21 protein-coding genes are annotated in these 23,745 nt (G+C 60.0%); 14 read left to right on the forward strand and 7 right to left on the reverse strand.

Annotated elements, in window-relative coordinates:
* Window positions 1–26 precede the first annotated feature (26 nt).
* Together GT571_RS09350 and GT571_RS10020 are read left to right on the forward strand one after the other, a co-directional pair.
* A complete protein-coding gene (locus GT571_RS09350) occupies window positions 27–1,160 on the forward strand; it encodes a hypothetical protein (protein WP_161156858.1) in 1,134 nt (377 codons plus the stop codon).
* A 97-nt stretch (window positions 1,161–1,257) separates the two neighbouring features.
* Window positions 1,258–1,614 (forward strand): hypothetical protein, encoded by a 357-nt coding sequence (locus GT571_RS10020; RefSeq protein WP_161192130.1) that lies wholly within the window; start codon window positions 1,258–1,260, stop codon window positions 1,612–1,614.
* Here GT571_RS10020 and GT571_RS09355 read toward each other — a convergent pair.
* On the reverse strand, window positions 1,611–2,273 hold the full coding sequence (locus GT571_RS09355) for a GSU2403 family nucleotidyltransferase fold protein (RefSeq protein ID WP_240136048.1): 663 nt from the start codon (window positions 2,271–2,273) through the stop codon (window positions 1,611–1,613). The two genes, GT571_RS10020 and GT571_RS09355, sit on opposite strands and share 4 nt — an antisense overlap.
* Window positions 2,263–2,574 carry a DUF6788 family protein gene (locus GT571_RS09360; protein WP_161156860.1) on the reverse strand — a complete coding sequence of 104 codons (312 nt, stop codon included), beginning with the start codon at window positions 2,572–2,574 and terminating at the stop codon, window positions 2,263–2,265. Before GT571_RS09360 ends, GT571_RS09355 begins: the two co-directional genes overlap by 11 nt.
* Window positions 2,575–2,733: 159 nt before the next feature.
* On the opposite strand from GT571_RS09360, the gene GT571_RS09365 reads away from it, so the two are divergent.
* Together GT571_RS09365 and GT571_RS09370 are read left to right on the forward strand one after the other, a co-directional pair.
* Complete coding sequence (locus tag GT571_RS09365; RefSeq protein WP_161156862.1) at window positions 2,734–2,973, forward strand: hypothetical protein; 240 nt, start codon at window positions 2,734–2,736, stop codon at window positions 2,971–2,973.
* Window positions 2,974–3,058: 85 nt separating this feature from the next.
* On the forward strand, window positions 3,059–3,784 hold the full coding sequence (locus GT571_RS09370; protein ID WP_161156864.1) for a metallophosphoesterase: 726 nt from the start codon (window positions 3,059–3,061) through the stop codon (window positions 3,782–3,784).
* 15 nt (window positions 3,785–3,799) lie between these two features.
* Here GT571_RS09370 and gluQRS read toward each other — a convergent pair whose 3' ends face one another.
* Window positions 3,800–4,810: a tRNA glutamyl-Q(34) synthetase GluQRS gene (gene gluQRS / locus GT571_RS09375; RefSeq protein ID WP_192934692.1), complete on the reverse strand. Its 1,011-nt coding sequence runs from the start codon at window positions 4,808–4,810 to the stop codon at window positions 3,800–3,802.
* Between the two features lie 558 nt (window positions 4,811–5,368).
* Here gluQRS and GT571_RS09380 point away from each other — a divergent pair.
* Complete coding sequence (locus GT571_RS09380) at window positions 5,369–7,315, forward strand: DUF2207 domain-containing protein (protein WP_161156867.1); 1,947 nt, start codon at window positions 5,369–5,371, stop codon at window positions 7,313–7,315.
* A gap of 138 nt (window positions 7,316–7,453) precedes the next feature.
* On the opposite strand, the gene GT571_RS09385 is transcribed toward GT571_RS09380, so the two are convergent.
* Window positions 7,454–8,095 (reverse strand): GNAT family N-acetyltransferase, encoded by a 642-nt coding sequence (locus tag GT571_RS09385; protein WP_161156869.1) that lies wholly within the window; start codon window positions 8,093–8,095, stop codon window positions 7,454–7,456.
* A 265-nt stretch (window positions 8,096–8,360) separates the two neighbouring features.
* Here GT571_RS09385 and purH point away from each other — a divergent pair, with 265 nt between their 5' ends.
* From purH to GT571_RS09405, 4 genes are all read left to right on the forward strand, one after another.
* Window positions 8,361–9,968, forward strand: a complete 1,608-nt coding sequence (gene purH / locus GT571_RS09390; protein WP_161156870.1) for a bifunctional phosphoribosylaminoimidazolecarboxamide formyltransferase/IMP cyclohydrolase — start codon at window positions 8,361–8,363, stop codon at window positions 9,966–9,968.
* 81 nt (window positions 9,969–10,049) lie between these two features.
* The gene (locus GT571_RS09395) at window positions 10,050–10,781 is read left to right on the forward strand and encodes a hypothetical protein (RefSeq protein WP_161156872.1); all 732 of its coding nucleotides are present in this window, start codon (window positions 10,050–10,052) and stop codon (window positions 10,779–10,781) included.
* A gap of 179 nt (window positions 10,782–10,960) precedes the next feature.
* Window positions 10,961–11,632, forward strand: a complete 672-nt coding sequence (locus tag GT571_RS09400) for a response regulator transcription factor (RefSeq protein WP_161156874.1) — start codon at window positions 10,961–10,963, stop codon at window positions 11,630–11,632.
* Window positions 11,633–11,641: 9 nt separating this feature from the next.
* The gene (locus GT571_RS09405) at window positions 11,642–12,685 is read left to right on the forward strand and encodes a sensor histidine kinase (protein ID WP_161156877.1); all 1,044 of its coding nucleotides are present in this window, start codon (window positions 11,642–11,644) and stop codon (window positions 12,683–12,685) included.
* A 325-nt stretch (window positions 12,686–13,010) separates the two neighbouring features.
* Here GT571_RS09405 and GT571_RS09410 read toward each other — a convergent pair whose 3' ends face one another.
* Window positions 13,011–13,448 (reverse strand): universal stress protein, encoded by a 438-nt coding sequence (locus tag GT571_RS09410; protein ID WP_006235921.1) that lies wholly within the window; start codon window positions 13,446–13,448, stop codon window positions 13,011–13,013.
* Between the two features lie 247 nt (window positions 13,449–13,695).
* On the opposite strand from GT571_RS09410, the gene GT571_RS09415 reads away from it, so the two are divergent.
* The 4 genes from GT571_RS09415 to GT571_RS09430 all read left to right on the forward strand — a co-directional run bounded on the left by GT571_RS09415 (window position 13,696) and on the right by GT571_RS09430 (window position 20,047).
* Window positions 13,696–14,670, forward strand: a complete 975-nt coding sequence (locus tag GT571_RS09415; protein WP_118081529.1) for an undecaprenyl-diphosphate phosphatase — start codon at window positions 13,696–13,698, stop codon at window positions 14,668–14,670.
* Window positions 14,671–15,003: 333 nt separating this feature from the next.
* The gene (locus GT571_RS09420) at window positions 15,004–17,898 is read left to right on the forward strand and encodes an ATP-dependent helicase (protein WP_161156879.1); all 2,895 of its coding nucleotides are present in this window, start codon (window positions 15,004–15,006) and stop codon (window positions 17,896–17,898) included.
* A 371-nt stretch (window positions 17,899–18,269) separates the two neighbouring features.
* Window positions 18,270–19,292 carry a hypothetical protein gene (locus tag GT571_RS09425; RefSeq protein WP_152068459.1) on the forward strand — a complete coding sequence of 341 codons (1,023 nt, stop codon included), beginning with the start codon at window positions 18,270–18,272 and terminating at the stop codon, window positions 19,290–19,292.
* Window positions 19,280–20,047, forward strand: a complete 768-nt coding sequence (locus GT571_RS09430; protein WP_152068460.1) for a hypothetical protein — start codon at window positions 19,280–19,282, stop codon at window positions 20,045–20,047. The genes GT571_RS09425 and GT571_RS09430 overlap by 13 nt, the downstream gene beginning before the upstream one ends.
* Window positions 20,048–20,287: 240 nt before the next feature.
* Here GT571_RS09430 and GT571_RS09435 read toward each other — a convergent pair whose 3' ends face one another.
* On the reverse strand, window positions 20,288–21,226 hold the full coding sequence (locus GT571_RS09435; RefSeq protein WP_161156883.1) for a type I phosphomannose isomerase catalytic subunit: 939 nt from the start codon (window positions 21,224–21,226) through the stop codon (window positions 20,288–20,290).
* Between the two features lie 68 nt (window positions 21,227–21,294).
* Window positions 21,295–22,014, reverse strand: coding sequence for a GntR family transcriptional regulator (locus GT571_RS09440; RefSeq protein ID WP_161156885.1), 720 nt, complete (start codon window positions 22,012–22,014; stop codon window positions 21,295–21,297).
* A 304-nt stretch (window positions 22,015–22,318) separates the two neighbouring features.
* Here GT571_RS09440 and GT571_RS09445 point away from each other — a divergent pair, with 304 nt between their 5' ends.
* Entirely contained in the window at window positions 22,319–23,719 is a 1,401-nt protein-coding gene (locus GT571_RS09445) for a glycoside hydrolase family 1 protein (RefSeq protein ID WP_161156887.1), read from the forward strand.
* Window positions 23,720–23,745: the final 26 nt, after the last annotated feature.

Genomic DNA, 23,745 nt, shown 5'->3' on the forward strand with positions numbered 1-23,745 from the left:
GTCTCAAGAAGGAGTAACATCGGGACTTGCAGCGACGGACCTCAGGACACTCTTACACCACGTCTGCGCGCGCGACCGACGCTGCCAACGCTGCGGTTACCGCGGCGCAGAGTGTCGTGGCTGCCAAATCTGATGAACTCGATGTCGCCAAGGGCAAGGCAGCCGCTGCCCAGCGTGCGCTGGATGCCGCTCGCGCCGGCGTTGGCGACAAGGAAGGCGCGCTTGCCGCCGCTCAGGACGAGCTGGCCGCGTACTCGGCCGATGTTGCCGCTGCTCAGCGCGCGTTTGATGCGGCTTCGGCGGCGCTCGAGGGAGCGCGTGCTTTCCAAGTTGACGCGCAGGCTGCGCTGGACGCCGCCCAGGGCGTGGCCGATCAGGCGGATTCCGACGTTGCTGCCGCTCAGGACGAGCTTGCTGTCGCTCAGGCCGCCGCGACCGACGCCGGTGCAGCTGTGACCGCGGCGCAGGCCACGTCCGTTGCGGCTGCTGCTCGTGCGGCTCAGCTGCGCGATGCCGCCGCGGCGCTTGCTCAGGCGACGGAGGACAAGGCCGCTGCCGATGTTGCTGTTGAGGCCGCGGCTTCGGCGAAGACCGATGCCGAGTCTTGCGTGACTGCGGCGGACGACGCCGTAACAGATGCGACCGCTGATCGCGATGCTTCTGCCGCCGCGGTTGCCCGCCTGCGCAGGATCAACCTTGCCGACGCCATCGCTAGCGGCCGTGCCAACGATGCGGATGAGGCACTCAACGCTAAGATTGCCGCGGCTCACGATGCCGCCGAGCGCGCTGCAGCCGCCAAGATTGAGCTCGACGCTGCCGTTGCTGCGACGGATGCTGTGGCACCTGCCTACTTGGAGGCGCTTGCCAACTACACCGCCGCCAAGGCCGAGCTCGACCAGGCTATTGCCGAGCTCAACGCCGAGATCGCTCGCCAAGAGGCCGCCGAGCGCGGGAATGGCGAGCAGACTCAGCCTGCGACGCAGGTGACGTACCAGGCCAAGCACATGACCTCGGCGTCAGGGGTCACCACGCCGCAGACGACGATGCCCGCCACGGGCGATGCGTCCGACCTGCTGGGCGAGACCTTCGTAATCGGCGGCACGGTCCTGGTTGCCGCCGGCGTCTTCCTCTCCGACAAGCGCCGCCAACTGATCCGTTAGGGACGGAGGAAAACGGATCATTTTCGGCGCGCGCCGCAAGGGCATGGGTCCTGCGGCGCGCGCCGCTTTTATCTCAAGCTTAATTAAGGAGGGGCATATGCAAATTAGAGGAGAAGCTGCGATTGCCTGTGGGTTCATGGCGGGCTTGGCAACGGGACTGCTGTTCGATGGATGTTTCGACAGTTACATCAATCGATTCCGCGACCCTGGTTTTTCGAGCGGAAAATCCAATGAACAAGTTTCGGAGTGCCAAAAGATGGCGATGCCTAGCGAGTCCCGTGGCATGGACGTCTCAACGGTCAATGTGATCGTCACCAAAAGTGGCAAGCGTTATCACAACGCCATGGGATGCAAAGGCCTTCCACGAACCGCCGTCAGAACAAGTGTGCCACTGGTATCCGCACTCAAACGAGGCAAAACGCCCTGCCCAGTATGCTGCCCGCCAACGGCTTAGATGTTTCCCAAGATACGCTCCGCAACGCCATGAGCTTCTGCAAACGTACGGACTCGCGCTTTCTCTTTTTTGGAAAGTGAACCGAACATCTTTGTCAGCTTTTCCTCGTTCAACAGCGGGAGCAAATTATTCACGGCGCGGGCATCTTTTTCGGCCTTTTTGCCCCGTTCGCCGTTAATTATCATCTTGTGAATTACATATGCCTCAGGGGTTGGAACAGTTACGATATGGTTGAAACAGCGAACTTCGACGGTGTTTTTCAAAATAATGTCCATATGCCATAGTGCCTGAGCCGTCACGCCGATGTTCGTTTTGAGTGCAGGTTCTTTTCCTGCGCCCATTTTTCCAATGAGAAACTCAACTTCAAGACCGGTGATATCTAGCAACTTTGTTGTTCCGTTCATGCGGTCAGATTCGACAAAGAAGCCTCGTTCTTTTGCGAGGACGGTCAAGCGTGCCGCCGGGCTGGGTCGTCGTAGGTTTCGGACAAGGAAGTCAACATCCATTGTTTTGATATTTGGACAAAAACCCGGCAGCACCTCGGCTTCTCTATAGGCAAATTCCGCCCAGGACCCGATGAGAACGACATGATCCATACACCCTGCTTCTTCAACCAGGTCAAGCACTTTTAAGAAAGCTTGCTGCTGCTCAGTCAACATCTGGCACCCTTCCCAACGCTCTTATGATCTGCTTTTGAGAACGCTTCTGCTCTCTAATGGCAGCCGCGAGAGCTCTTCGGCGTTCGATTTTGGCTTGCAGCTCATCAACCTCTGCAGTGGGGACATAGTCGCTTTTAACCTTGTCGCCGACTCGATAGTTGAGGTAGCAGTATTCGTGGCCTTTTATGTTTCGCATGCGGATGCTGCCCTTTGGAAGGAGACCGATTTCCTGTTCCATGAGGTCCAAAAGGCGACTAGAGCGTGCATATTCCTCTTCTAGGACATCTTCTAAGACGGACATGGAGCCTCCCTTCCGAGTAGTTACCCTACATTCTAGCAAATTAAATAATTTGTAGGGTAACTCAAGCATGTCCGCACGACATGTGACACTTACCCTGCCGCCCTGCTCTGCCGCGGCGGCATGCATCTGAACAACGACCCTCTAAGGAGTTCGATATTGATGGGCGACAACACCAAGCATCTCGCAAAGAAATGCGTTAAGGACGCGGGGCCATGCCTCGCGCTGTGCGTGGCCGGCGCAGCGGTCGCGCTGCTGGCTGTTCTGGGGCCGTTCGACGTGCTCCGAAGTGCCAGCTCTCTGCACGTTTGTATGGCCCTTGCCGGCGCCATGATGACCGGCGGCGTGCTCGATCTGATCTTTTGGGTGTTTGATCCGTTTGGTTGGAAGAACGAGGGGTAAGCCCTAAGGGATGGAAGGGCTGGAACGGTTGGCTTAGCGATCGTGCAGAATGCGGGCTGGCGACTTACAGGGAAGTGGTGATCCGATGACGGTCTATGTGACGGGCGATGTTCACGGTGGGGTCGACATGCAAAAGCTGCGCGACTGGGATCTTGGGGATAGTCTGACGAGCGATGACTATCTGATTGTCGCGGGCGACTTTGGCTTTCCCTGGGATTTCTCTGCCGAGGAATGCACCGATATCGCCTGGCTGGAATCGCGTCCCTATACCGTGCTGTTCGTCGACGGCAACCACGAGCGTTTCGATCACTGGGCGGAGCGACCCATGGAGTTGTGGCACGGTGGGCTGACGCAGCGCCTGTCGGATACCTCTCCCATACGGCGCCTGACGCGTGGCGAGGTTTTTGAGTTTGACGGCTCAACGATCTTTACCATGGGCGGCGCCACGAGTGTGGATAAGGAATACCGCATTCCTTATTCCAGCTGGTGGCCACAGGAGCTGCCGGACGAGCGTAACTTTGAGGAGGCGCGGACAAAGCTCGACAGCGTGGGCTGGAAGGTCGACTACGTGATCACCCACACCTGCTCTACGCGCATGCTTTCGCCCACGCTCTATCCGGCACCCGGCTGGAATTACCCCGCCGTTGATCGGCTTACGGCATTTTTCGATGAGCTGGAAGACCGCTTGGACTACAAACGTTGGTATTACGGGCATTTTCATCGGGATGCCAACCCGGCCGAGCGCCACACCGTGCTCTACGACTGTATCGTCCGCCTGGGCGACGAGCTCCAGCCCTGGGATGTTGCGTAGGGGTGGAGTGAGCGGCTACTCGGCCGTTACGGTGATGTTCTCCCGGTGCGCGCGGATGACATTCCAGCTAAAGTGCTCGACCAGCTGCTCGGCGGTACGCGGTGTGGTGTCCGGCGCGATGCCCGTTTGCCCGGCGAGCCAGCCCAGCAGTGCCTCGGGCGTGCCAAAGCGTGCGCGTAGCTCGCCCAGGTCCAGGTCGCGATCGCGCTTGGAAAGGCGGCGGCCGTCCGGCGACATGAGCAGCGGAATATGTGCGTAGTGCGGCGTTGGAAGTCCCAGCAGATGCTGCAGGTAGATTTGGCGTGGCGTGGAGCCCAGCAGGTCGCATCCGCGCACGATCTCGGTGACGCCCATGGCAGCGTCGTCGACCACCACGGCCAGCTGATAGGCAAAAACGCCGTCGCTGCGGCGCACCAAAAAATCGCCGCACTCGGTGGCGAGCGCCTCGCATTGGGCCCCGTACGTGCGGTCCACGAATTCGATCACGTCGCCCGCGAGGTCGTCGATGTCGGGCACGCGCAGGCGCGTGGCCGGGGCGCGCAGGGCACTGCGGCGGGCGACCTCTTCGGCAGAAAGGCCTCGGCAGGCGCCGCGGTAGATGGGCGTGCCGTCGCTGGCATGCGGCGCGCTCGCGGCGTGGAGCTCGGCGCGCGTGCAAAAGCAGGGGTAGGTGAGGCCGGCGTCTTGCAGCTGGCGCAAGGCGCTCTCGTACAGGTCGAGGCGATCGTGCTGGTAGTAGGGGCCTTCGTCCCACTCGAGTCCCAGCCAGGCCAGGTCGTCAATCAGTTGAGCGGCAAGTTCCGGGCGCTTGCAGCGATCGTCCAGGTCCTCGATGCGCAGCACGATGTTGCCGCCCTGGCTGCGGGCCGAAAGCCACGAGCACAGGCAACTGAACACGTTGCCCAGGTGCATGCGGCCCGAGGGCGACGGGGCAAAACGGCCCACGACAGGTGCGGGAACGGAGGCGGGTTGCGATGTTGGTGCATCCGCGGCGGGCGTTACTATGTTGCGTGTTTTGATATCCATGCGGACGAGTATAGCGCGGGGCACGGTAGGGAAGGCGTTTCCGTGGCTCGCAAGTTGGCGGCGCTGCGCATTGCGCACGGTGGGTCTGCGGCCCAACGTCTCGATCGCAGTACGCCGACTCGGCCTCACAAACGACAGAAACCCCGGCAGCTCTTCGCAACTGCCGGGGTTTCCGCGGAAAAGGGGGACATGATCCTCGAGCGAACGGCAAAGGGGCAAACCGTTTTCGCTCAATTGCTTTATGCCCCTCGACTGGCGGCTCAATCAGCGCATGCCGCGCCCACACAAAGCCGCTACACCTGTGACGGAGCTGTGAAGTGTTATCTATCGTTGGCGCGGGACTCAGCCCAAGAGCGTCTCAAACGACAAATTAGTTGTTGTCTGTCGGTTCAGCCCAATGATCCGTTTTCCTCCGTCCCCAATAGATCATTTTCCAAGTGCCGAGGTGTGGGCGTGACTTTCATCCCGTTTGGCGCTCCGGTCGCCTAGATATTCGTCATGCGTACCCGCAAACGTGGGACAATGGCGCTGTTGGTTTTACAGACAAAGGATGTGCCTATGAACACCCTCGCCGCCAAAGTCAGCCGGCAGCGCCGCCCGTTTGCGCGATTTGTTTCCATTTGCGCGCTCGTCGCGTGCGCACTGCTGCTGTTGCCCGCCGTTGCACGTGCCGACGGCTACTCCATGACCCAAACCTATATCGGTGCCACGGTCGAGGCCGACGGCTCGCTGACCGTTGTCGAGGGACGCCAGTTTGATTTCGATGACGACATCAACGGCGTGTTTTGGGAGATCAATACAGGCTCTAACCAGCAGGGCGGCGCGGCGGGCGTCAATGTGCTGAGCGTCGAGGAAGACGACACCGCGTTTAACAAGGTCGACAGCGCAAACAAAGGCGACAACGGCGTCTATACGGTTGAGCAGTCCGACAGCGGCGTAAGAATCAAGGTGTTCAGCCCTCACGAGAGCGGCGACAGCGCAATCTACTACGTGAGCTACACCATGACCGGTGCGGTTATGAACTGGGCCGATACCGCCGAGCTCTATTGGAAATTCGTGGGCGACGGCTGGTCCGCGGATTCCGATGACGTCGAGATGGAAGTGTACTTCGCAAATGCCGCCGCCGGGACGGCGGCCGTCAAGGGCGATAACTTCCGCGCATGGGGCCACGGCCCGCTGACGGGCGACGTATCGCTCGATGCGGATGAACCCATGGTCACCTATACCATTCCCTGCGTGCATCAGGGCGAATTCGCCGAGGCGCGCATCGCCTTCCCCAGCGACTGGGTGCCGCAGCTTGCCGTCTCGGGTGAAAAGCGCATGTCGACGATTCTGAGCGAAGAGAAGGAATGGGCCGACGAGGCCAACGCTCGCCGTGAGCACGCGCGTGCGGTTGCCGGCGCGATTGCCGTGGTGTGTGTTGTCGTGGCGGTTGCCTATACCGGTGTGATCGTGATGCTCAAGCTGCGCAGGCCCAAGCCCAAGCCGCTCTTCCAGGACGAGTACTTCCGCGATGTGCCCTCCGCCGACCATCCCGCGGTGCTTGCAGCTCTTATGAGCTGGAACGACGTGCCCGATCAGGCATATATCGCCACGCTCATGAAGCTCACCGACGACCGTGTGATCAAGCTGGAAGAAGCGACCGAGACCAAGAAGAAGGGTCTGCTCCGTCGCGAAAAAGAGGAGCAGACGTATCGCATCACAGTGACCGACGAGGCCTGGAAGGCTGCCAAGAAGGACGGCATCGATCGCGATGTGCTCAAGGTCTTCTTCGCCGGCGTTAAGCCCGATAAGGACGGAGTCCGTTCGCGCACGTTTAGCGAGCTGGAGGAGTACGCTAGCGAGCGCACCACATCTGTTGGCGACAAGCTCGAGGACTATCAGAGCACAGTTAAGGGCAAGCTGGAGGCGCGCGAGCTTATTGCATCGGATGGCACTATCGCGATGGTGGCCGGCCTGGTTCTCGGCATCATCATTGTCTTTGGCATTCTGGGCTCTCTGTTCTATACCGACTTTGCGGACGCCAACGTCGGTGCCGCTACGATCTCGATCCCCGTCACGATCGTGGGCTTTGTCCTGAGCTGCACCTTCCGCCGTTACACGCCGGAGGGCGCCGAGGTGGCGGCTCGCTGTAAGGCGCTCAAGCATTGGCTCGAGGACTTCACGCGCCTGAAGGAGGCCATCCCCAGCGATCTGATCTTGTGGAACAAGCTGCTGGTGATGGGCGTTGCCCTGGGCGTTTCGAAAGAAGTGCTGCGACAGCTGGCCGAGGCCGTGCCTGCGGACCTGCGCAACAGCGACGATTTCTACGACAACTACCCCTGCTACTGGTGGTATTACCATCACTACGGCAACGAGTCTCCGCTCGATTCGTTTAACGATGTGTATCACGAGACCATCCGCGAGCTGGCTTCGAGTTCCGATAGCTCGAGCGGCGGTAGCGGCGGCGGCTTCTCGGGCGGCGGAGGCGGCGGCGTCGGCGGAGGCGGCGGCGGAACGTTCTAGCGCGCTCTGATTTTTGGGATGGATCTTCTCCGGCGACTGCCGACGGATCCATCCCATTTTTATGCGCTACCTACGAAGGCTGTCCCCAACGACTGGTCACTGGGAACGTTCCTAAATGACCAGGTATGGCTGCCAAGTTTAGGCTGTTAGGTCGAGTTCGTAGAGGAAGCTTTCGCGCGGCATGTCGTGACGGCGCTCTTCGCGGTTGGCGCGGTGCGTGGCCGTGCGCTTAAAGCCGTGCAGTTCGTAGAACTTCCACGAGCAGTTGGAGTCGGTGTACAGGTGCGCCCTCGTCGCCCCGCGCGAGGATAGGTACGAGACTGCGGCGTCGAGCAACACCGAGCCAACGCCCAGGCCATGGACGTCGCGATCTACGGCAAGCAGCGTGACCTCGTTGTCGTGTGGCAACGGGCTGCTTTCGAGCAGGCGGTTGTTGGTTCGGATGGTTGCGCGCACAAACGAGAGATACTCGGCGCAGGCATCGGGCTCCAGCTCGCGCATTTGCGATAGCAGTGCGCGTTCGGTATCCAGCCAATGTTCCTTAACGGTGGCGCCGGAGCTCTGTCCCGCACGCGCGAGCGCAATGCCGCGCGCCTGACCGTCGATTACGGAAACTTGCGAAAACGTCGAAGACGAAAGGCAGTAGGCAAGGTCGCACGCGGCCTCGAGACGGTTGTACTCATCGTTATCCGAATTGTTATGCCAAAGCTGCTGCAGAATCAGCGCGATGGCGTCGAAGTCTTCGGTATCAAACGGTCGGTAGAGAACCCGCGAGACCATGGCGCCTCTTTCTTTTGCGGATGCATATCGAGCACAGTTCTACCACGCCATTGGCATCTAATTATGGTGCCCCTGTGTTCCATGAACTCACCGTGCCCATCCCCTCCGCTCGCAAGCTTTTTCTGCACATGCGCCCGTTGCGGGGTGCATCGATGCGCTCGATGCGCTACATTGAATCAGTATTTTCAATGCCGCTGCGCGAGCGCTGCAGATCGACGTATCACCGGCTCACAGAGCACGGCGGCGTACCAGATAGGAGGACTGCATGGGATCTGATGTGAAGATCGCACGCGCGTTGATCTCGGTTACCGATAAGACGGGTGTCGTCGATTTCGCACGGACGCTGGTCGATGACTTTGGCGTCGAGATCATCTCTACGGGCGGCACGGCTCGTGCCATCGAGGACGCGGGCGTTCCCGTAACCCCCATCGAGGAGTTCACGGGCTATCCCGAGATGATGGACGGCCGCGTTAAGACCCTGCACCCCAAGGTTCACGGCGCGCTGCTGGCCCGCCGCGATTCCGAGCAGCACATGCAGGAGGCCGCTCAGCACGGCATTAAGCTGATCGACCTGGTCGTCGTCAACCTGTACGAGTTCGAGAAGACCGTCGCCAACCCCGAGGTCACCTTCGCGGATGCCATCGAGCACATTGACATCGGTGGCCCCTCCATGCTGCGCTCTGCCGCCAAGAACGCCGCGAGCGTTACCGTCATCTCCGACCCGGCCGACTATGATGTCGTCCTGGCCGAGATGCACGAGACCGGTGGCTGCACCACGCTTTCCACCCGTCGTCGCCTGCAGGTGAAGGTCTACCAGACCACCGCCGCCTACGACACGGCTATCTCCCGTTGGCTCGCCGCCCAGGCAAGCGACGTGGCGGACACCTCTGCCAAGCTCGAGATTTCGTTGGAGAAGGTCGACGACCTGCGCTATGGCGAGAACCCGCAGCAAAAGGCCACGGTCTATCGCTTTGCCGAGGGCTGCGAGAACACCGCGAGCTCGCAGTTCCCGCTCGTGGGCTCCGAGCAGATCCAGGGCAAGCCGCTCAGCTACAACAACTATCTGGATGCCGACGCCGCTTGGAACCTGGTCCGCGAGTTCGACGAGCCGGCCTGCGTGATCCTCAAGCACCAGAACCCCTGCGGCTCCGCCGTGGCCGAGGACATCACGGCCGCCTACGACCGCGCTTTCGCCTGCGATCCCAAGAGCGCCTTCGGCGGCATTATCGCCTGCAACCGCGAGGTCCCCTTTGAGCTGGTTGAGCACTTCGCCGACCAGAACAAGCAGTTCGTCGAGGTTATCATCGCCCCGAGCTACACTGCCGAGGCACTCGAGCGCATGGCCAAGCGCCCCAACCTGCGCGTGCTGGCTACCGGCGGCGTGGACCACGGCGCCCAGGTGGAGCTGCGCTCCGTCGACGGCGGCATGCTGGTGCAGGAAGTCGACCACGTGACCGAGGATCCCGCGACCTTCACGTTCCCCACCGACCGTAAGCCCACCGACGCTGAGATGGCCGAGCTCGAGTTTGCCTGGAAGGTCTGCAAGGGCGTCAAGTCCAACGCCATCCTGGTTTCCAAGGGTAAGGCCGGCATTGGCATGGGCCCGGGTCAGCCCAACCGCGTTGACTCTGCACTGCTTGCCTGCGAGCGCGCCGAGGACTTCTGCGAGCGCGAGGGCGTGGAGAAGGGCGGCTTTGCCTGTGCAAGCGATGCGTTCTTCCCGTTCCGCGACAACGTCGACGTGCTTGCCGCGCACGGCGTGACCTGCATCATCCAGCCCGGCGGCTCCAAGCGCGACGACGAGAGCGTCCAGGCCTGCAACGAGCATGGTATTGCGATGGTCTTCACGGGGGCCAGGCATTTTAGGCACTAAGTTTCGCCACGGGACAAAATAATCTCTGCAAAAGACGGCTGCTCCGTTTGGAGGGCCGTCTTTTTGGTATAAGAGGACGGAATGACTAACACGAAAGGTATGACCATGCCCCAGATTGATGATGCCGAGCTGTTTGGCAATGCCGAGGATCAGCGTGCGTACGAGGACTTTTGCGCCAATCAGGAGGCGGTCGAGAAGTTCACGCTCGACAAGCCCGCGCTTGTCTGCCGTTGGCGCATGTCCAACAAAAAGGTGCCCATGCTCAACCGCCACATCCGCGCACTGTCCGAGCGCCTGGTGCAGGGCGAGCCGCTTACCCATAACATGCTCAGCTGGGCCAAACAGCACGTTGAGTGGTCGCTTGCCGAGGGCGATTACACCGCACATGACGGCGTGCTCATGCTGGTGATCGACGTCAACGGCAACGCCGCCATGACGGTGGGGGAGTACGAGCCGCTCGCCGATACGTCGGCCAAGGCGCTGCGCGCCCGCTCCGCAGAGGCCCGCTCCGAGGCCGACGAAACCGGCGTGGCGCCCGAGCTGCTCGCCGCCGTCAACAACGGCGAGCTCGCCTTTGTGGTGCCAGCGGACGAGTGTCTGTGTGGCACGGCGACGCTCATCGAGCAGCTGGCCCAGACCAAGGGAATCCCGGTCACGCGCGTAGACATTCCCGCGCAGCTCAAGGGTGCGCTGTTCCTAGTGAGCGACGAGCACGGCGTGGTCCCCGCGACCGAGACGGACGCCGCCGAGGCCGACGCCGCCACGGTCGCCTTCTTCGCCGAAGGCTACGAAAAGCTCCGTGCCCGCCGCTAAATGATTTTTCTGGGACGGGGATTAAAGAATCATTTTGGTCCCCGCCGCCGCTGCGAGTGCGAGGCGGACAAAACGCCCCCGCTCGCGAACAGTTCTGTCACCTTGGCACCGCGCGCGGTGCACACCTGCAGTTTCGCAGCCATAATGGTGGCAAGACAACCAAGAGGGGAGCGAAATCCATGGCGCTGATTTATGTCGTTGAGGACGACGAGCCCATTCGTCGTGAACTTGCCGACATCCTTGCTCGTGCCGGTTTTGAGGTCGAGGCCTGCGAATCGTTTGAACATACCTCGCGCGATATTCTCGCCGCCGCGCCCGACCTGGTGCTGCTCGATCTCACGCTCCCTGTCAAAGACGGCCAGCACATCTGCCATGAGGTCCGTCGCGAATCCGAGGTCCCCATCATCGTTCTCACGTCGCGCACGACCGAGATCGACGAGGTCATGGCCATGACGCTCGGCGCGGACGACTTTGTTCCCAAGCCCTACAGCGCGCGCGTGCTTGTGGCGCGCATCAACGCACTGCTGCGTCGCACCGCGGCGGCAGGCGAGCGCAGTACACTTGTCCACAAGGGGCTGGAGCTCGACCTCGCCCGCTCAATGGTCACCAACACGCAAACCGGCACTAGCACCGAGCTCACCAAAAACGAACTGCGTATCCTCTCACTGCTTCTGAGTCGCGCGGGCAAGATTGTTTCGCGCTCGGCCATCATGCAGGACCTGTGGGACTCCGACGCCTTCGTGGACGACAATACGCTCACCGTCAACATCAACCGCCTGCGCACCACGCTCGAAAAAATCGGCATCAAGGGGTATTTGACGACGCATCGCGGCCAAGGCTATTCGGTCTAGGGGCCGGCTATGTCGTTTGGCAAGTTCTTTAAAGACTCGCTGCTTCCCGTCGCCGTGTGGACGTGCGGCGTGCTGCTGAGCTGCTTTGTGCTGACGGTCGCCGGTGCTTCGACATCTATTGTGGTCGTGGCGGTTGGCGTGTCCTTTATCTTTGGCATGCTGGGCATCGTGATCGAGTACGCACGCCGTCGTCGTTTTCTGCGCCAGCTGGAGCGTGCAGCAGAGGAGCTCGAGAGTCCCGCATGGGTGCAGGAGATGGTGCAATGCCCGACCTATGCCGAGGGCGAGCTCGAGTACGAGGTCTTGCGCCGGGTGGGCAAAGCCGCTTGCGACGAGGTTGCCGAAGGCCGGCGTCAGACCGATGACTATCGCGACTATATCGAGAGTTGGGTCCACGAGGCCAAGCTGCCTCTGGCGGCGGCTCACCTGATTTTGGAAAACCTGGACGGCAGCGAAGACGACCTGTCGCGCGTGGATGACCTGGGCCGCGAGCTGGCTCGCGTGGAGCGCTATATCGACCAAGCGCTCTACTATGCGCGCTCGGAAGTCGTGGAGCGCGACTATCTAATTCGCCGCTGGGATCTCAAGACCTTGGTGACGGGCGCGATTAAGGCCAACGCGCGCGAGCTCATCGCGGCGCACGTGGCGCCGGTGTGCGAGAACCTCGACTTTGAGGTGTTTACCGACGAGAAGTGGCTCGAGTTTATTCTGGGCCAGCTCATTCAGAACAGCATTAAATACGCGCGTGAGGACGGCGCGAAGATCATGTTTTCGGGCGCGTTGCTGGACGAGGGCCTGGCAAGCGAGCGCATCGAGCTTACCGTCGCGGACAACGGCTGCGGCGTGAGCGCGGCCGACCTGCCGCGCGTGTTCGAGAAGGGCTTTACCGGCGATAACGGCCGCACCACCAAGCGTGCAACAGGTATTGGCCTCTACCTGGTGGCGCGCCTGTGCTCCAAGATGGGCATCGACGTCACCGCAGCATCCGACTCCGGCGAAGGCTTTGTCGTCACGTTTGCCTTCTCAACCAACAAATTCCAATACTTTGAGTAGCCGGGCCGTCTTGCGGTGCGGACGGCTATGTTCCCGAACGTGAACTTAGCTAAGGCAACTGGCGCTATGTTTCCGAACGTGAACATAGCCATGAGGCTCAAATGAATCTCCCATAACAAAAACGTGCCATAAAAAACGTGCCGCCCAAACAAAACGTGCCGCCCCAAACGGGGCGGCACGCCATTTTTCTATCAGATAACTCGCTGAAGTACGGTGACGAAGGCGCAAGGCCGGGAGGGGTTATCAAAGCCGACATCCCGCAGCCGCGAAGCGGCGAGGACGTCGGCGTGATAACCCCGCAGGCCTTGCCCCGGCGGGAAGGAACCTACTTCACGACCAGGATGTCGCAGTCGGTGTTGCGTAGCAGGAACGTCGAAATCGAACCCAGGAGCGCATACTTGATCGAGGACAGGCCGCGTGCGCCGCAGAGTACCAGGTCGGGCTTGACCACGTCGAGCATCTCGTCTTTGAGCGTCTCGCGAATACGGCCGGCGCGAATCATGACCTCGACCTCGGGAATGTCGGGATTGGCCTTGGCCTCTTCGAGCTGCTTGGCGATGGAGTTCTTAAATGCCTCCTCTAGGCCGTTGACCAGATCGACCGGATAGGAACCGGCGCTCTCGAGTGCCGTGGAATCGATAACGTGGCCGATAATCAGCTTGGCGCCGTTGTTCGCGGCGACCTTGATGGCGCGTGCGAGCACAAAATCCTGCTGCTCAGTACCGTCGAGTGAAACAAATACCTTGGTGTAGCCCTCGTTCATGGTTTCCTCCTTGGTCTATCGCACGGGCGTGGGGCTCGTGCATCGGGCGGGCGCGGATGCGTGGCCGCCGGACACTTTATCTTGTTGCAGTTATACCCAAGGATTTGGGTTTGACCGCTCGCAATTCTGTGAACGGGCGAGTTTTTTGGTAAGGGTAGGCGCAGGCGCGCCGCCAACGGTTGATAATGGGACATCGCCCGCACCGTCCGCAGAACAATATCGGCGGGTGTCTAACGAGGGGGTCCCTTTGGATATCATTGAGCTTCTAAAATCTGCCTTCATGGGCCTGGTCGAGGGCATCACCGAATGGCTGCCTGTTTCGTCGACCGGTCACATGATCTTGGTGGACGAGTTCGTCAAGATGAACGTGAGCGAGACGTTCTGGAATATGTTCCTGGTCGTGATTCAGCTTGGCGCCATTTTGGCCGTCTGCGTTTTGTTCTTCTACGACCTCAACCCGTTTTCTCCCAGCAAGGGCAAGGAGGGCCGTCGCGACACCTGGGTGCTATGGGGCAAGATTGTGCTCGGCTGCATTCCCGCCGCGGCGATCGGTCTGCCGCTCAACGACTGGATGGAGGAGCATTTCTACAATGCTCCCGTCGTGGCGCTGGCGCTCATTGTGTACGGCGTGCTGTTTATCGTGATCGAGAACTGGCGCGCGAACAAGCGCGACCAGGCTGCTCTTGCCGGTTCGTTTGGTTCGCGTGCCGTGGTGGTGGGCGGACGCCCCGCCGGTGCGCATTTTGCCGCGCCCGCTGCGGCTGCCGCTTCAGACGATGACGATAACCTTGACTTTGGCTCCATCACTACGCTCGAGGATCTGAGCTGGAAGACCGCGCTGGGTATCGGTTGCTTCCAGGTGCTTTCGCTGATTCCGGGCACATCGCGCTCCGGCTCCACCATCATCGGCGGCCTGCTACTGGGCTGCACGCGCTCGGTGGCGTCTAAGTTCACGTTCTTCCTAGCCATTCCCGTCATGTTTGGTGCGAGTGCGCTCAAGCTGGTCAAGTACTTTATTAAGGGCGGCACGTTCGGCACCAACGAAATCGCCATCCTGGGCGTGGGCTGCGTCGTCGCCTTTGTGGTGTCGCTCATTGCCATCAAGTGGCTTATGGGCTTCGTGCGCCGTCACGACTTCAAGTGCTTCGGCGTCTACCGCATCATCCTGGGCATCGTGGTGCTCGCGTACTTCTTTGTCCTGGAGCCTATGCTCGGCTTGTAACTTGGTTGACGCTGCGCGGCGGCCAGGGCGACAACTTGTTATTCAAAGAGGGTGGCATGACCAAAAGGTCTATGCCGCCCTCTTTTCATGCCAATTTGTTCGCCCTGGCCGCCGCTCGCTGCTGCTGCCATGACATCGGCGGTTTCGTGATTGTCAATAGATTGGTGCAAAGCAACCTGACCCCAATGCACCAAATTCGCTGGGGCGGGCCTGACGGTGGCGCACGGAGTCGTGGTGTGATTTGCGTCGGTGTCCGCGCGGCTCGGTATACTGGTACGGCTCAAACTATGGCGCTGCCCGCAGGCGCGCCGTCCGTCAGATGAGGAGTCGCCCATGACCCAGCCCTTGCCCTGGGAAAAGAACGCCGCGGTACCCGTACCGCCCGCGCCGGAACCCGTGCCGCTCGATGCATACACCGCCCCCGCTGCGCCGGAGCCCGAGCTCGTTCCGCTCGACATCTACGACGCTCCCGCGCCGGCGCCCAAGCCCGCCAAACCGCTCGTCGACATCGACAGCCTTAATCCCGCCCAGCGCGAGGCGGTCCTGTCCACCGAGGGCCCGTTGCTGGTGCTCGCCGGCGCCGGCTCGGGCAAGACCCGCGTCTTGACCTTCCGCATCGCACATATGCTCGGCGACCTGGGTGTTAAGCCTTGGCAGGTTCTTGCCATTACGTTTACCAACAAGGCCGCGGCAGAGATGCGCGAGCGTCTGGCGGCACTCATTCCCAGCGGCACCCGTGGCATGTGGGTGTGCACCTTCCATGCTATGTGCGTGCGCATGCTGCGCGAGGACGCCGACCTGTTGGGCTACACCGGCCAGTTCACCATCTACGATGACGATGACTCAAAGCGCATGGTGCGCGACATTATGCAGGCGCTCGGCATCGAGCAAAAGCAGTTCCCCATCAACATGATCCGCAGCAAGATTAGCTCGGCCAAAAACGCCATGATCGGCCCCGAGGACATGCTCAAGAGTGCCGATAGCCCCAACGACAAAAAGGCCGCGCAGGTCTACCTAGAGCTGGAGCGCCGCCTGCGCGCCGCCAATGCGATGGACTTTGACGACCTGCTCGTGCGCGCGCTCGAGCTGCTGCGCACCCGCCCCGAGGTGCTCGACAAGTACCAGGAGCGCTTCCGCTACATTAGCGTCGACGAGTATCAGGACACCAACCACGTCCAGTACGAGATCGCTAACCTGCTGGCCGCCAAGTACCAAAACCTCATGGTCGTAGGCGACGATGACCAGTCCATTTACAGCTGGCGCGGCGCCGACATCACCAACATCCTGGACTTTGAGAAGGACTTTAAAAACTGCAAGACCGTCAAGCTGGAGCAGAACTATCGTTCCACGGGTCACATCCTGAGCGCCGCCAATGCCGTGGTGCGCCACAACTCGCAGCGCAAGGACAAGCGCCTGTTTACGGCCGAGGGCGATGGCGAGAAGATCCAGGCCTTCCAAGCGAGCGACGAGCGCGACGAGGGCCGCTGGATTGCCGGCGAGATCGAGAAGTTGCATGCCAAAGGCACGAGCTATGACGATATCGCCGTGTTCTATCGCACCAACGCCCAGTCGCGTATCCTCGAAGATATGTTCCTGCGCGCGGGCGTGCCCTACAAGATCGTGGGCGGCACGCGATTCTTCGACCGTGCCGAGATCCGCGATGTCATGGCCTACCTCAAGATGATCGTGAACCCGGCCGACGAGATGAGCGTCAAGCGCGTCATCAACACACCGCGCCGCGGCATCGGCTCCACCTCGATCCAAAAGATCGAGCAGCTGGCACGCGACAACCGTTGCTCGTTCTTCCAGGCTTGCGAGATCGCGTGCGCCGAAACCGGCATGTTTAGCGCCAAGGTGCGCAACGGCCTGTCGAGCTTTGTGTCGCTGGTGCGCGAGGGTCGCCGCATGGACGGCGAGCTCAAGGACGTCGTCGAGATGATCGTCGATAAGACGGGCCTGCTGCAGGCTTTCCGCGCCGAGGGCACCATGGAGTCCGAGAGCCGCGCCGAGAACATCCAGGAATTCCTGGGCGTCGCCGCCGAATTTGAGGAAACGCACGAGGATATCGAGGGCACGCTCGAGAGCTTGGAAGAGCTGCGCGCAGCCGGTGTTGCCGACGTGCCTGCCGGCGCCGAGCCCGTCGTGGTGAGCGCGCCCGCGCCCGAACCGGGGCCGTCCGCACCGGCATCCTCGTTTGAGGCACTCGTCGGCGCGCGCGATGCCGCAGGTTCCAATCCGCTCGATAGCCTAGCCGCCCCGGCGCTCTCGCCGCAGGATGCCCTGGCCGCCGCCATCGCGGGCAACGCGTATGCCGCGCCGACTGAGCTGCCGGCGGGTGCCGTGCATGCCGACGAGATCGAGCGCACCTACGGTCCGCTCACCTGTAAGGCATTGCCGGCACTCATGGAGTGGCTGGCCCTGCGCTCCGACTTGGATTCCCTGGCCGGCGAGACGCATGCCATCACCATGATGACCATCCACTCCGCCAAGGGTCTGGAGTTCCCGGCGGTGTTCGTGGCCGGCATGGAGGAGGGCATCTTCCCGCACGTGCACGACTTTGGCGGCAGCGATGACCCGGGCAAGCTCGAGGAGGAGCGTCGCCTGGCCTACGTTGCCATCACGCGCGCCCGCAAGCGCCTGTTCCTGACCTATGCGGCCACGCGTCGCACCTACGGCTCGACCTCTGCCAACCCACGCTCGCGCTTTCTCAATGAGATTCCGTTTGAGGATATCGAGTTTAGCGGTATCGGTTCTGCCGGTTTTGAAGGCACGGGCTGGGAGAAGCGCGGCGACCGTCACGGCACCTTTGGCTCGGGCATGGGTTCGGATATGTATGGCGGCAAGGTGTTTGGCTCGCATACGCGCTCGACCGGCGGTTCCGGTTCGCGCGGTGGATCGAGCTTTGACGATTTCTTTGGCGGCAGCAGCTACGGGACCGAGCGCCATCGTGGGGTCTCGCCCGACGCCGGCCGTGTTGCCTCGACCTTTGGCTCGGGCGCGCCGCGAGCCAAAAAGCCCTCGTCCAAGGTGTCCCCGACGGTGGAGCGCAAGGTCGATCGCGCCAGCGCATCGCAGGACTTTGCCGCAGGCGATACCGTGAGCCATAAGACCTTTGGCACGGGTACCGTGCTCTCGGTCGCTGGAGACATGATCGAGGTTCAATTCGAGAAGACCGGCCAGACCAAAAAGCTTATGAAGGGATTCGCTCCGATCGTCAAGCTGTCGTAATCTCGGCGGACCTGGGCGGGCGTATGGGGCAACATCGCCTGCTCGGGCAGTCCTGCGCAAGACGGAGGCCACATTAAGTGGCCTCCTTTGCGTGCGGAACTCGCGATCGATGTTGCCCCATACGCCCGCCCAGGTCCTTAAATAACGTTGCTTGCTGGCGTCGCCTTGCTCGTCCGCTTTTTGATCTGGAGAGCCGGGTGGGCTGATAGAAAAATAGATGTGAGTAGGGGCTCTCCCATTTGATGAGCGGGGGAGCCTCTTTATTGCGTTTGGATTGTTTCTTATGACTTTAGGGATTGAGCGTTTTATACGATTCAGTATAATTTCAGATAGATACTAAAATGTAACTGAAATGAAAAGGGTGATTGGACATGCTGCTAAATTGTCTCCCAAAAAGACTCTTCTCTTTAGAGCTCGCCATCGACCCGGAGCCAGTTGAGATGCAGATTCCTCGCATGTATCTTGAGCGGTATTCGCTTCGCTTGGCACGGCTTGGCATGTCTGAGCAGGGCCGTTTTATTGTTGCGGAACCTAAAGAACCGCCCAGTGTCATTTCGGCGCGAAATCTCGTCAATGCAGTGCTTACGTTAGATGCTCGTCCGGTGGCAATTTGCTGGGATGCTATGGATTTAGGTTTTATGCGCGCGCTTTCTTCGGAGGGAATCGCATATATCCGAGATGAGCGAAATGCGTTCCTGCCGTTTATCGGAGCCGTTATTTCCGATGAAGTGCTGGGTGCTTCTCCCGCTGCTCCGCTTTCGTCCCAATCTCAACGAATCGTCCTAAATCTCATTGCGGGACGATGGGTTGACTGCTCCGCCGGCGACCTAGCGCGTCTGTGTGGCAAAAGCGCGGCAAGCGTCAGCGGCTATCTTTCGGAAATCGCCGCTATAGCTCCTGGGTTGATTATGCGGGACGGCAAAAAGCGTATATTGTGTGACGCCGGGCTGTCGACCGAGACGTTGCTAGATGGGTTTGAGGACTATCTTCGCACGCCAGTTTTAGAGCGAATCCGGCTCAAGAAGGTTATCGAGAGAACAGAGCTACGTGCCGTTGATGCGCTGCTTTCCGGTGTGTCTGCCCTTAGCTATATGTCCGACCTTGCCCATGAAGACTCTGCTCCAACCATTGCTCTCGAAAAATATCAGCTAGAGGCCTTGAAAGAGCATATGGGCGACAGATGGCTGGAGGCTCAGTGGTACGAACCGGCGGCAGTTGTGATTGAGGTCTGGTCGTATCCCGTGGACGCGCCGTCCGATATTAGTTTTGACGCGACGGGTTTGCAGTGTGTCGACCCGTTTTCCTTATACGTTGCTTGCGCAAAAGCAGATTACAAAGAAGATCGTCTGCTCGACGCGGTCGAACAGCTCAGGAGGACGATATGTCAAAAGTGAGGGGAATAGAGCGATTTGCCGATGCCATGAGCGGCTGTAAAGGCGGTTACGTCCTTATTGGTGGAGGGGCCTGCAGCGTTCTATTTGACAATGAGGGCGATTCGTTTAGAGCTACTGAAGACTTGGATGTCGTCGTAATTGTTGATGGGAAAGGCGTTGAATTCGCCACTGCATTGTGGGCATTTATCAAAGCTGCCGGATATGAGACTGGAAAGGTCGGCGATGGAAGGTGCACTTACTATCGGTTCTGTTTGCCCGAAGGATCAAGGCAAGTCCTAGACTATCCCGGCCAAATTGAGCTATTTGCCCGACATCCTGATTTTGTGCTCGAAGATGAAACGAGCGAAGTGGCACCTCTTTCCTTTGACGGGGCCGTATCAAGTCTTTCGGCAATTATTCTCGACGATGGCTACTACGAATTTATCCGCGACAACGCAACGAACGTAGAGGGCATTACGTTGCTCGATGCGCTCCATATCATTCCCCTCAAGATGCGTGCACACATTGATATCAATAGGAGCTATGAAGAAGGGCGCCATTGCAACGATAAAGATCGACGAAAGCATCGCTCGGATATTGTTCGACTTGCGGGTTTGTTGCCGCCTTCGGCTCGCTTGGAGCTAATAGAGCAAATGAGGGCTGATGCCGGAGACTTCTTTGCGGACTTTTCTTCTTATGTAAATCGGCAGACCGATCGTAAAGAGAGAGCGCGTCTTCAGGACACATTATCGTTTCTCGAAAAGGTCTACCTATAGGCACCTTGATTCGTTATGTATGGCGAGGGGCTCTCCCGTTTGATGAGCGGGGGAGCCCCTTGTTGCTTTTTGATTGTCGTAACTAGCCAGAGGCTCGCCGGGATGGGACGCGGGGTTTGGTCGATCGCGAGTTCCGCACGAGCCGGAGAGCACTTAATGTGCTCTCCGTGCGAGCAGGACTGTCCGAGCAGGCGACCAAACCCCGCGTCCCATCCCGGCGAGCACTTGGGGACCGGTGGCCTACAGGTGGCTGATGATCAGTTCCATCTTGCCTTCGAGGTCGATGGAGCTGACGGTGCTCGGGGCCAGCAGGTGGCTTCCCTTGTGGACGGGGTCGCCGCAGACGGTGCCTTCGCCGTCGATGACCGATAGGCACATGAAGGGCCAACGCTGGTCGAGGGTCTTGCTGCCGTCGACGCGCACGCGATTGACGGTGTAGCAGGAGTTAGACTCGAGCTCGGTCACGCCGTCCACCTCGGGCGCGGTCACCGTGCCGTCGGTCGGAGCCTGAGCATCAAAGTCGATGCAGTCGAGGCTCTGCTCAATGTGCAGCGGGCGCAGGTTGCCGTCAGTGCCGGGACGGTCGTAGTCGTACAGACGATACGTCACGTCGCTCGACTGCTGCGTCTCCAAAATGAGCGTGCCGGTCTTGATGGCGTGCACGGTACCGGAATCAATCTGGAAAAAGTCGCCCTTGTGAATCGGCAACACGTTGAGCATGTCGTCCCAACGTCCTTCCTCGATCATTTGTGCGGCCTCGGCGCGGTCCTTGGCACGCTGGCCGACGATGATCGTGGCGTCGGGCTCGCAGTCCAGCACATACCAACACTCGGTTTTGCCCAGGCTACCGTTCTCGTGCTCGGCAGCGTACTCGTCGTTGGGATGAATCTGGATCGAAAGGTCGTCCTTGGCGTCCAGAATCTTAATGAGCAGCGGGAACTCCTTGCCCTCGCAGTTGCCAAAGAGCTCGCGATGCTCGGCCCACAGCCACGACAGCGTGTGGCCGGCATACGGGCCCTCCGCAATCTGGCAGTCGCCGTTGGGGTGGGCCGAGATGGCCCAGCACTCACCGATGGGGCCATCGGGAATGTCGTAGCCAAATACGGTTTCGAGCTGGCGACCGCCCCAGATCTTCTCGTGGAAGATCGGCGTCAGCTTAATCAAATCGGACATGTTCATACCCCCATTGTGTTGCGCGGGCGCTGCACAAAACAGCTCAAAGCGAGCGCCCGGATGACTACAAAAACCTATGCCAACGTTACGTTGTGCAACTCAAAGCGGTCGCCAACGTTGCGCGAGACCGAATACTCAAAGGCGGCGCCGCTGTCCAAAAAGCCAATCTGGGTGAGCTCGAGCAGGGGAGAGCCAGGCTTGGTGTCCAAGCGCTCGGCTTCTTCCTCGGTTGCTGCCACGGCGCGAATGGTACGGTGGAAGCTCGAAATCTTCAGCCCACATTGCTCGCGGATGAAGTGGTAGACCGATCCGTACAGGTCCTTCTTTTTAAGGCCTGGAATCAGCTCGAGGGGCATGTAGGTGTACTCGATAACGATGGGCTTCTCATCGGCCTGACGCACGCGCACGATGTGATAGGCAAAGTCATCCTCGGCAATTCCCAGCTGGGCTGAGATGTCCGCTGGTGGATTAACAATCGAGAAATCGTAGACCACCGAGGTCACCTTCTCCCCGCGGTGCTCGTACGAAAAGCCCTGGGCGCGGTCGTTCTTCCCCTGGAAAAACGCCTGGCCAGGAAGCCCCGCGGTGTCCTTAACGTAGGTGCCCGATCCGCGGCGGCTGGTAATAAGGCCTTCCTCGGTGATCTGCTCAATAGCTCGTTTGACGGTGATTTTGGAAACGCCGTACAGGTCACAGAACTCAACGACGGTGGGCAGCTTGTCGCCCGGTTTTAGTGCGCCGTCCTCGATGCTGCGGCGGATATCTGCAGCTATCGCCTCGTATTTGGGAATCATGGAACCTCCTTTCCGATATATATGAATGCATAAGTAAGTATAACCCCCAACAAGGCGTCCATATTACTTTTACCTAAGAAGTTCGAGAAAGAAAAAAGGAAAAGACGCTTTACTTATAAAATTAGAGCGCTATAGTTGTAGGCAACGAACGGAATCCTGCCGCACGGCGGGACCGACCGTTTGGGGACGGATTTGTTTTGGCGGGCTGGAAATCTGGATAACCGGTGCGCGCCCGCGCCGGATAACCCGCCAAGGCAAACCCGTCTTCAACCGGAAGCTCTAGAACGCGAAAGCGAGGACTTTGATGGCACAGTATCAGCTGCCCCGTGACTTCTTCTTTGGCGCCGCTATGTCCGGCCCGCAGACTGAGGGTCAGTGGAACCAGGGCGGTAAGCTCGAGAACCTGTGGGACACCTGGTCCATCCAGGATCTGGGTTCGTTCTACAACCGCGTTGGCTCTTATGCCGGCAATGACTTTATGGCAAAGTACCGGGAGGACCTTCGCATCTTGAAGGACTTGGGCCTGGACACCTATCGCACTTCCATTCAGTGGAGTCGTCTGCTCGATGCTGACGGCAACCTTAATGAGGAGGGCGCCGCGTGGTATCACGAGCTGTTCCGCGCCTCCCGCGAGGCCGGCCTGGAGCCGTTCGTCAACCTGTACCACTTTGACATGCCCACCTACCTCTTTAATCGTGGCGGCTGGGAGAGCCGTGAGGTTGTTGAAGCTTACGCTCATTACGCCGACGTTGCCTTCCGCGAGTTTGGCCAGGAGATCAAGTACTGGTTCACCTTTAACGAGCCCATCGTCGAGCCCGAGCAGCGCTATCAGGAGGGCGTGTGGTTCCCGCTGCTCCATGACTACAATCGCGCTCGCACCGTGCAGTATCACATCTCGCTGGCGCACGCGCTGGCCGTAGCCAACTACCGTCGCGCCTATGACGAGGGCGCTGTTCGCACCGATGCCAAGATCGGCATGATTAACTGCTTTACCCCGGTCTACACCAAGCAGAACCCCAGCGAGGCGGATCTCGAGGCCGTGCGTATGACCAGCGGGATCAACAATCGCTGGTGGCTCGACCTTATTACCAAGGGCGAGCTTCCTGCCGACGTGCTCGACAGCCTGGCCGAGGGCGGCGTCAAGCTCCCGTTCCGTGCCGGCGACCAAGAGATTCTCAAGCAGGGTGTTGTCGACTGGCTCGGTTGCAACTACTACCACCCCACGCGCGTTCAGGCGCCGGCGATCAAGGTTGACCAGTACGGCCTGCCGCACTTTGCCGACGAGTACGTGTGGCCCGACGCCGTTATGAACGAGTCCCGCGGCTGGGAGATCTACCCGCAGGGCCTCTACGACTTTGGCATGGACTGTGCTAAGAATTACCCCGATCTTGAGTGGTTTGTATCCGAGAACGGTATCGGCATCATGGATGAGTACAAGAACCGTGACGCCGAGGGGACCATCCAGGACGACTACCGCGTCGACTTTGTGCGTCAGCACCTTGAGTGGGTCGCCAAGGCAATCGCCGAGGGCGCTAAATGCCGCGGATACCACTATTGGGCCGTCATCGATAACTGGTCTTGGGCCAATGCCTTTAAGAACCGTTACGGCTTTGTCGAGGTCGATCTCATGGACGGCTACAAGCGCCGCCTTAAGAAGTCGGCAGCTTGGCTCAAGCAGGTCGCAACGACCCACGTGGTTGACTAGCGACCAGGCGAACGCCCAGACCGCGC

Origin of the sequence: Collinsella aerofaciens, from assembly GCF_009876115.1 — a bacterium.
In the GTDB taxonomy this organism is placed as follows: domain Bacteria; phylum Actinomycetota; class Coriobacteriia; order Coriobacteriales; family Coriobacteriaceae; genus Collinsella; species Collinsella aerofaciens_N.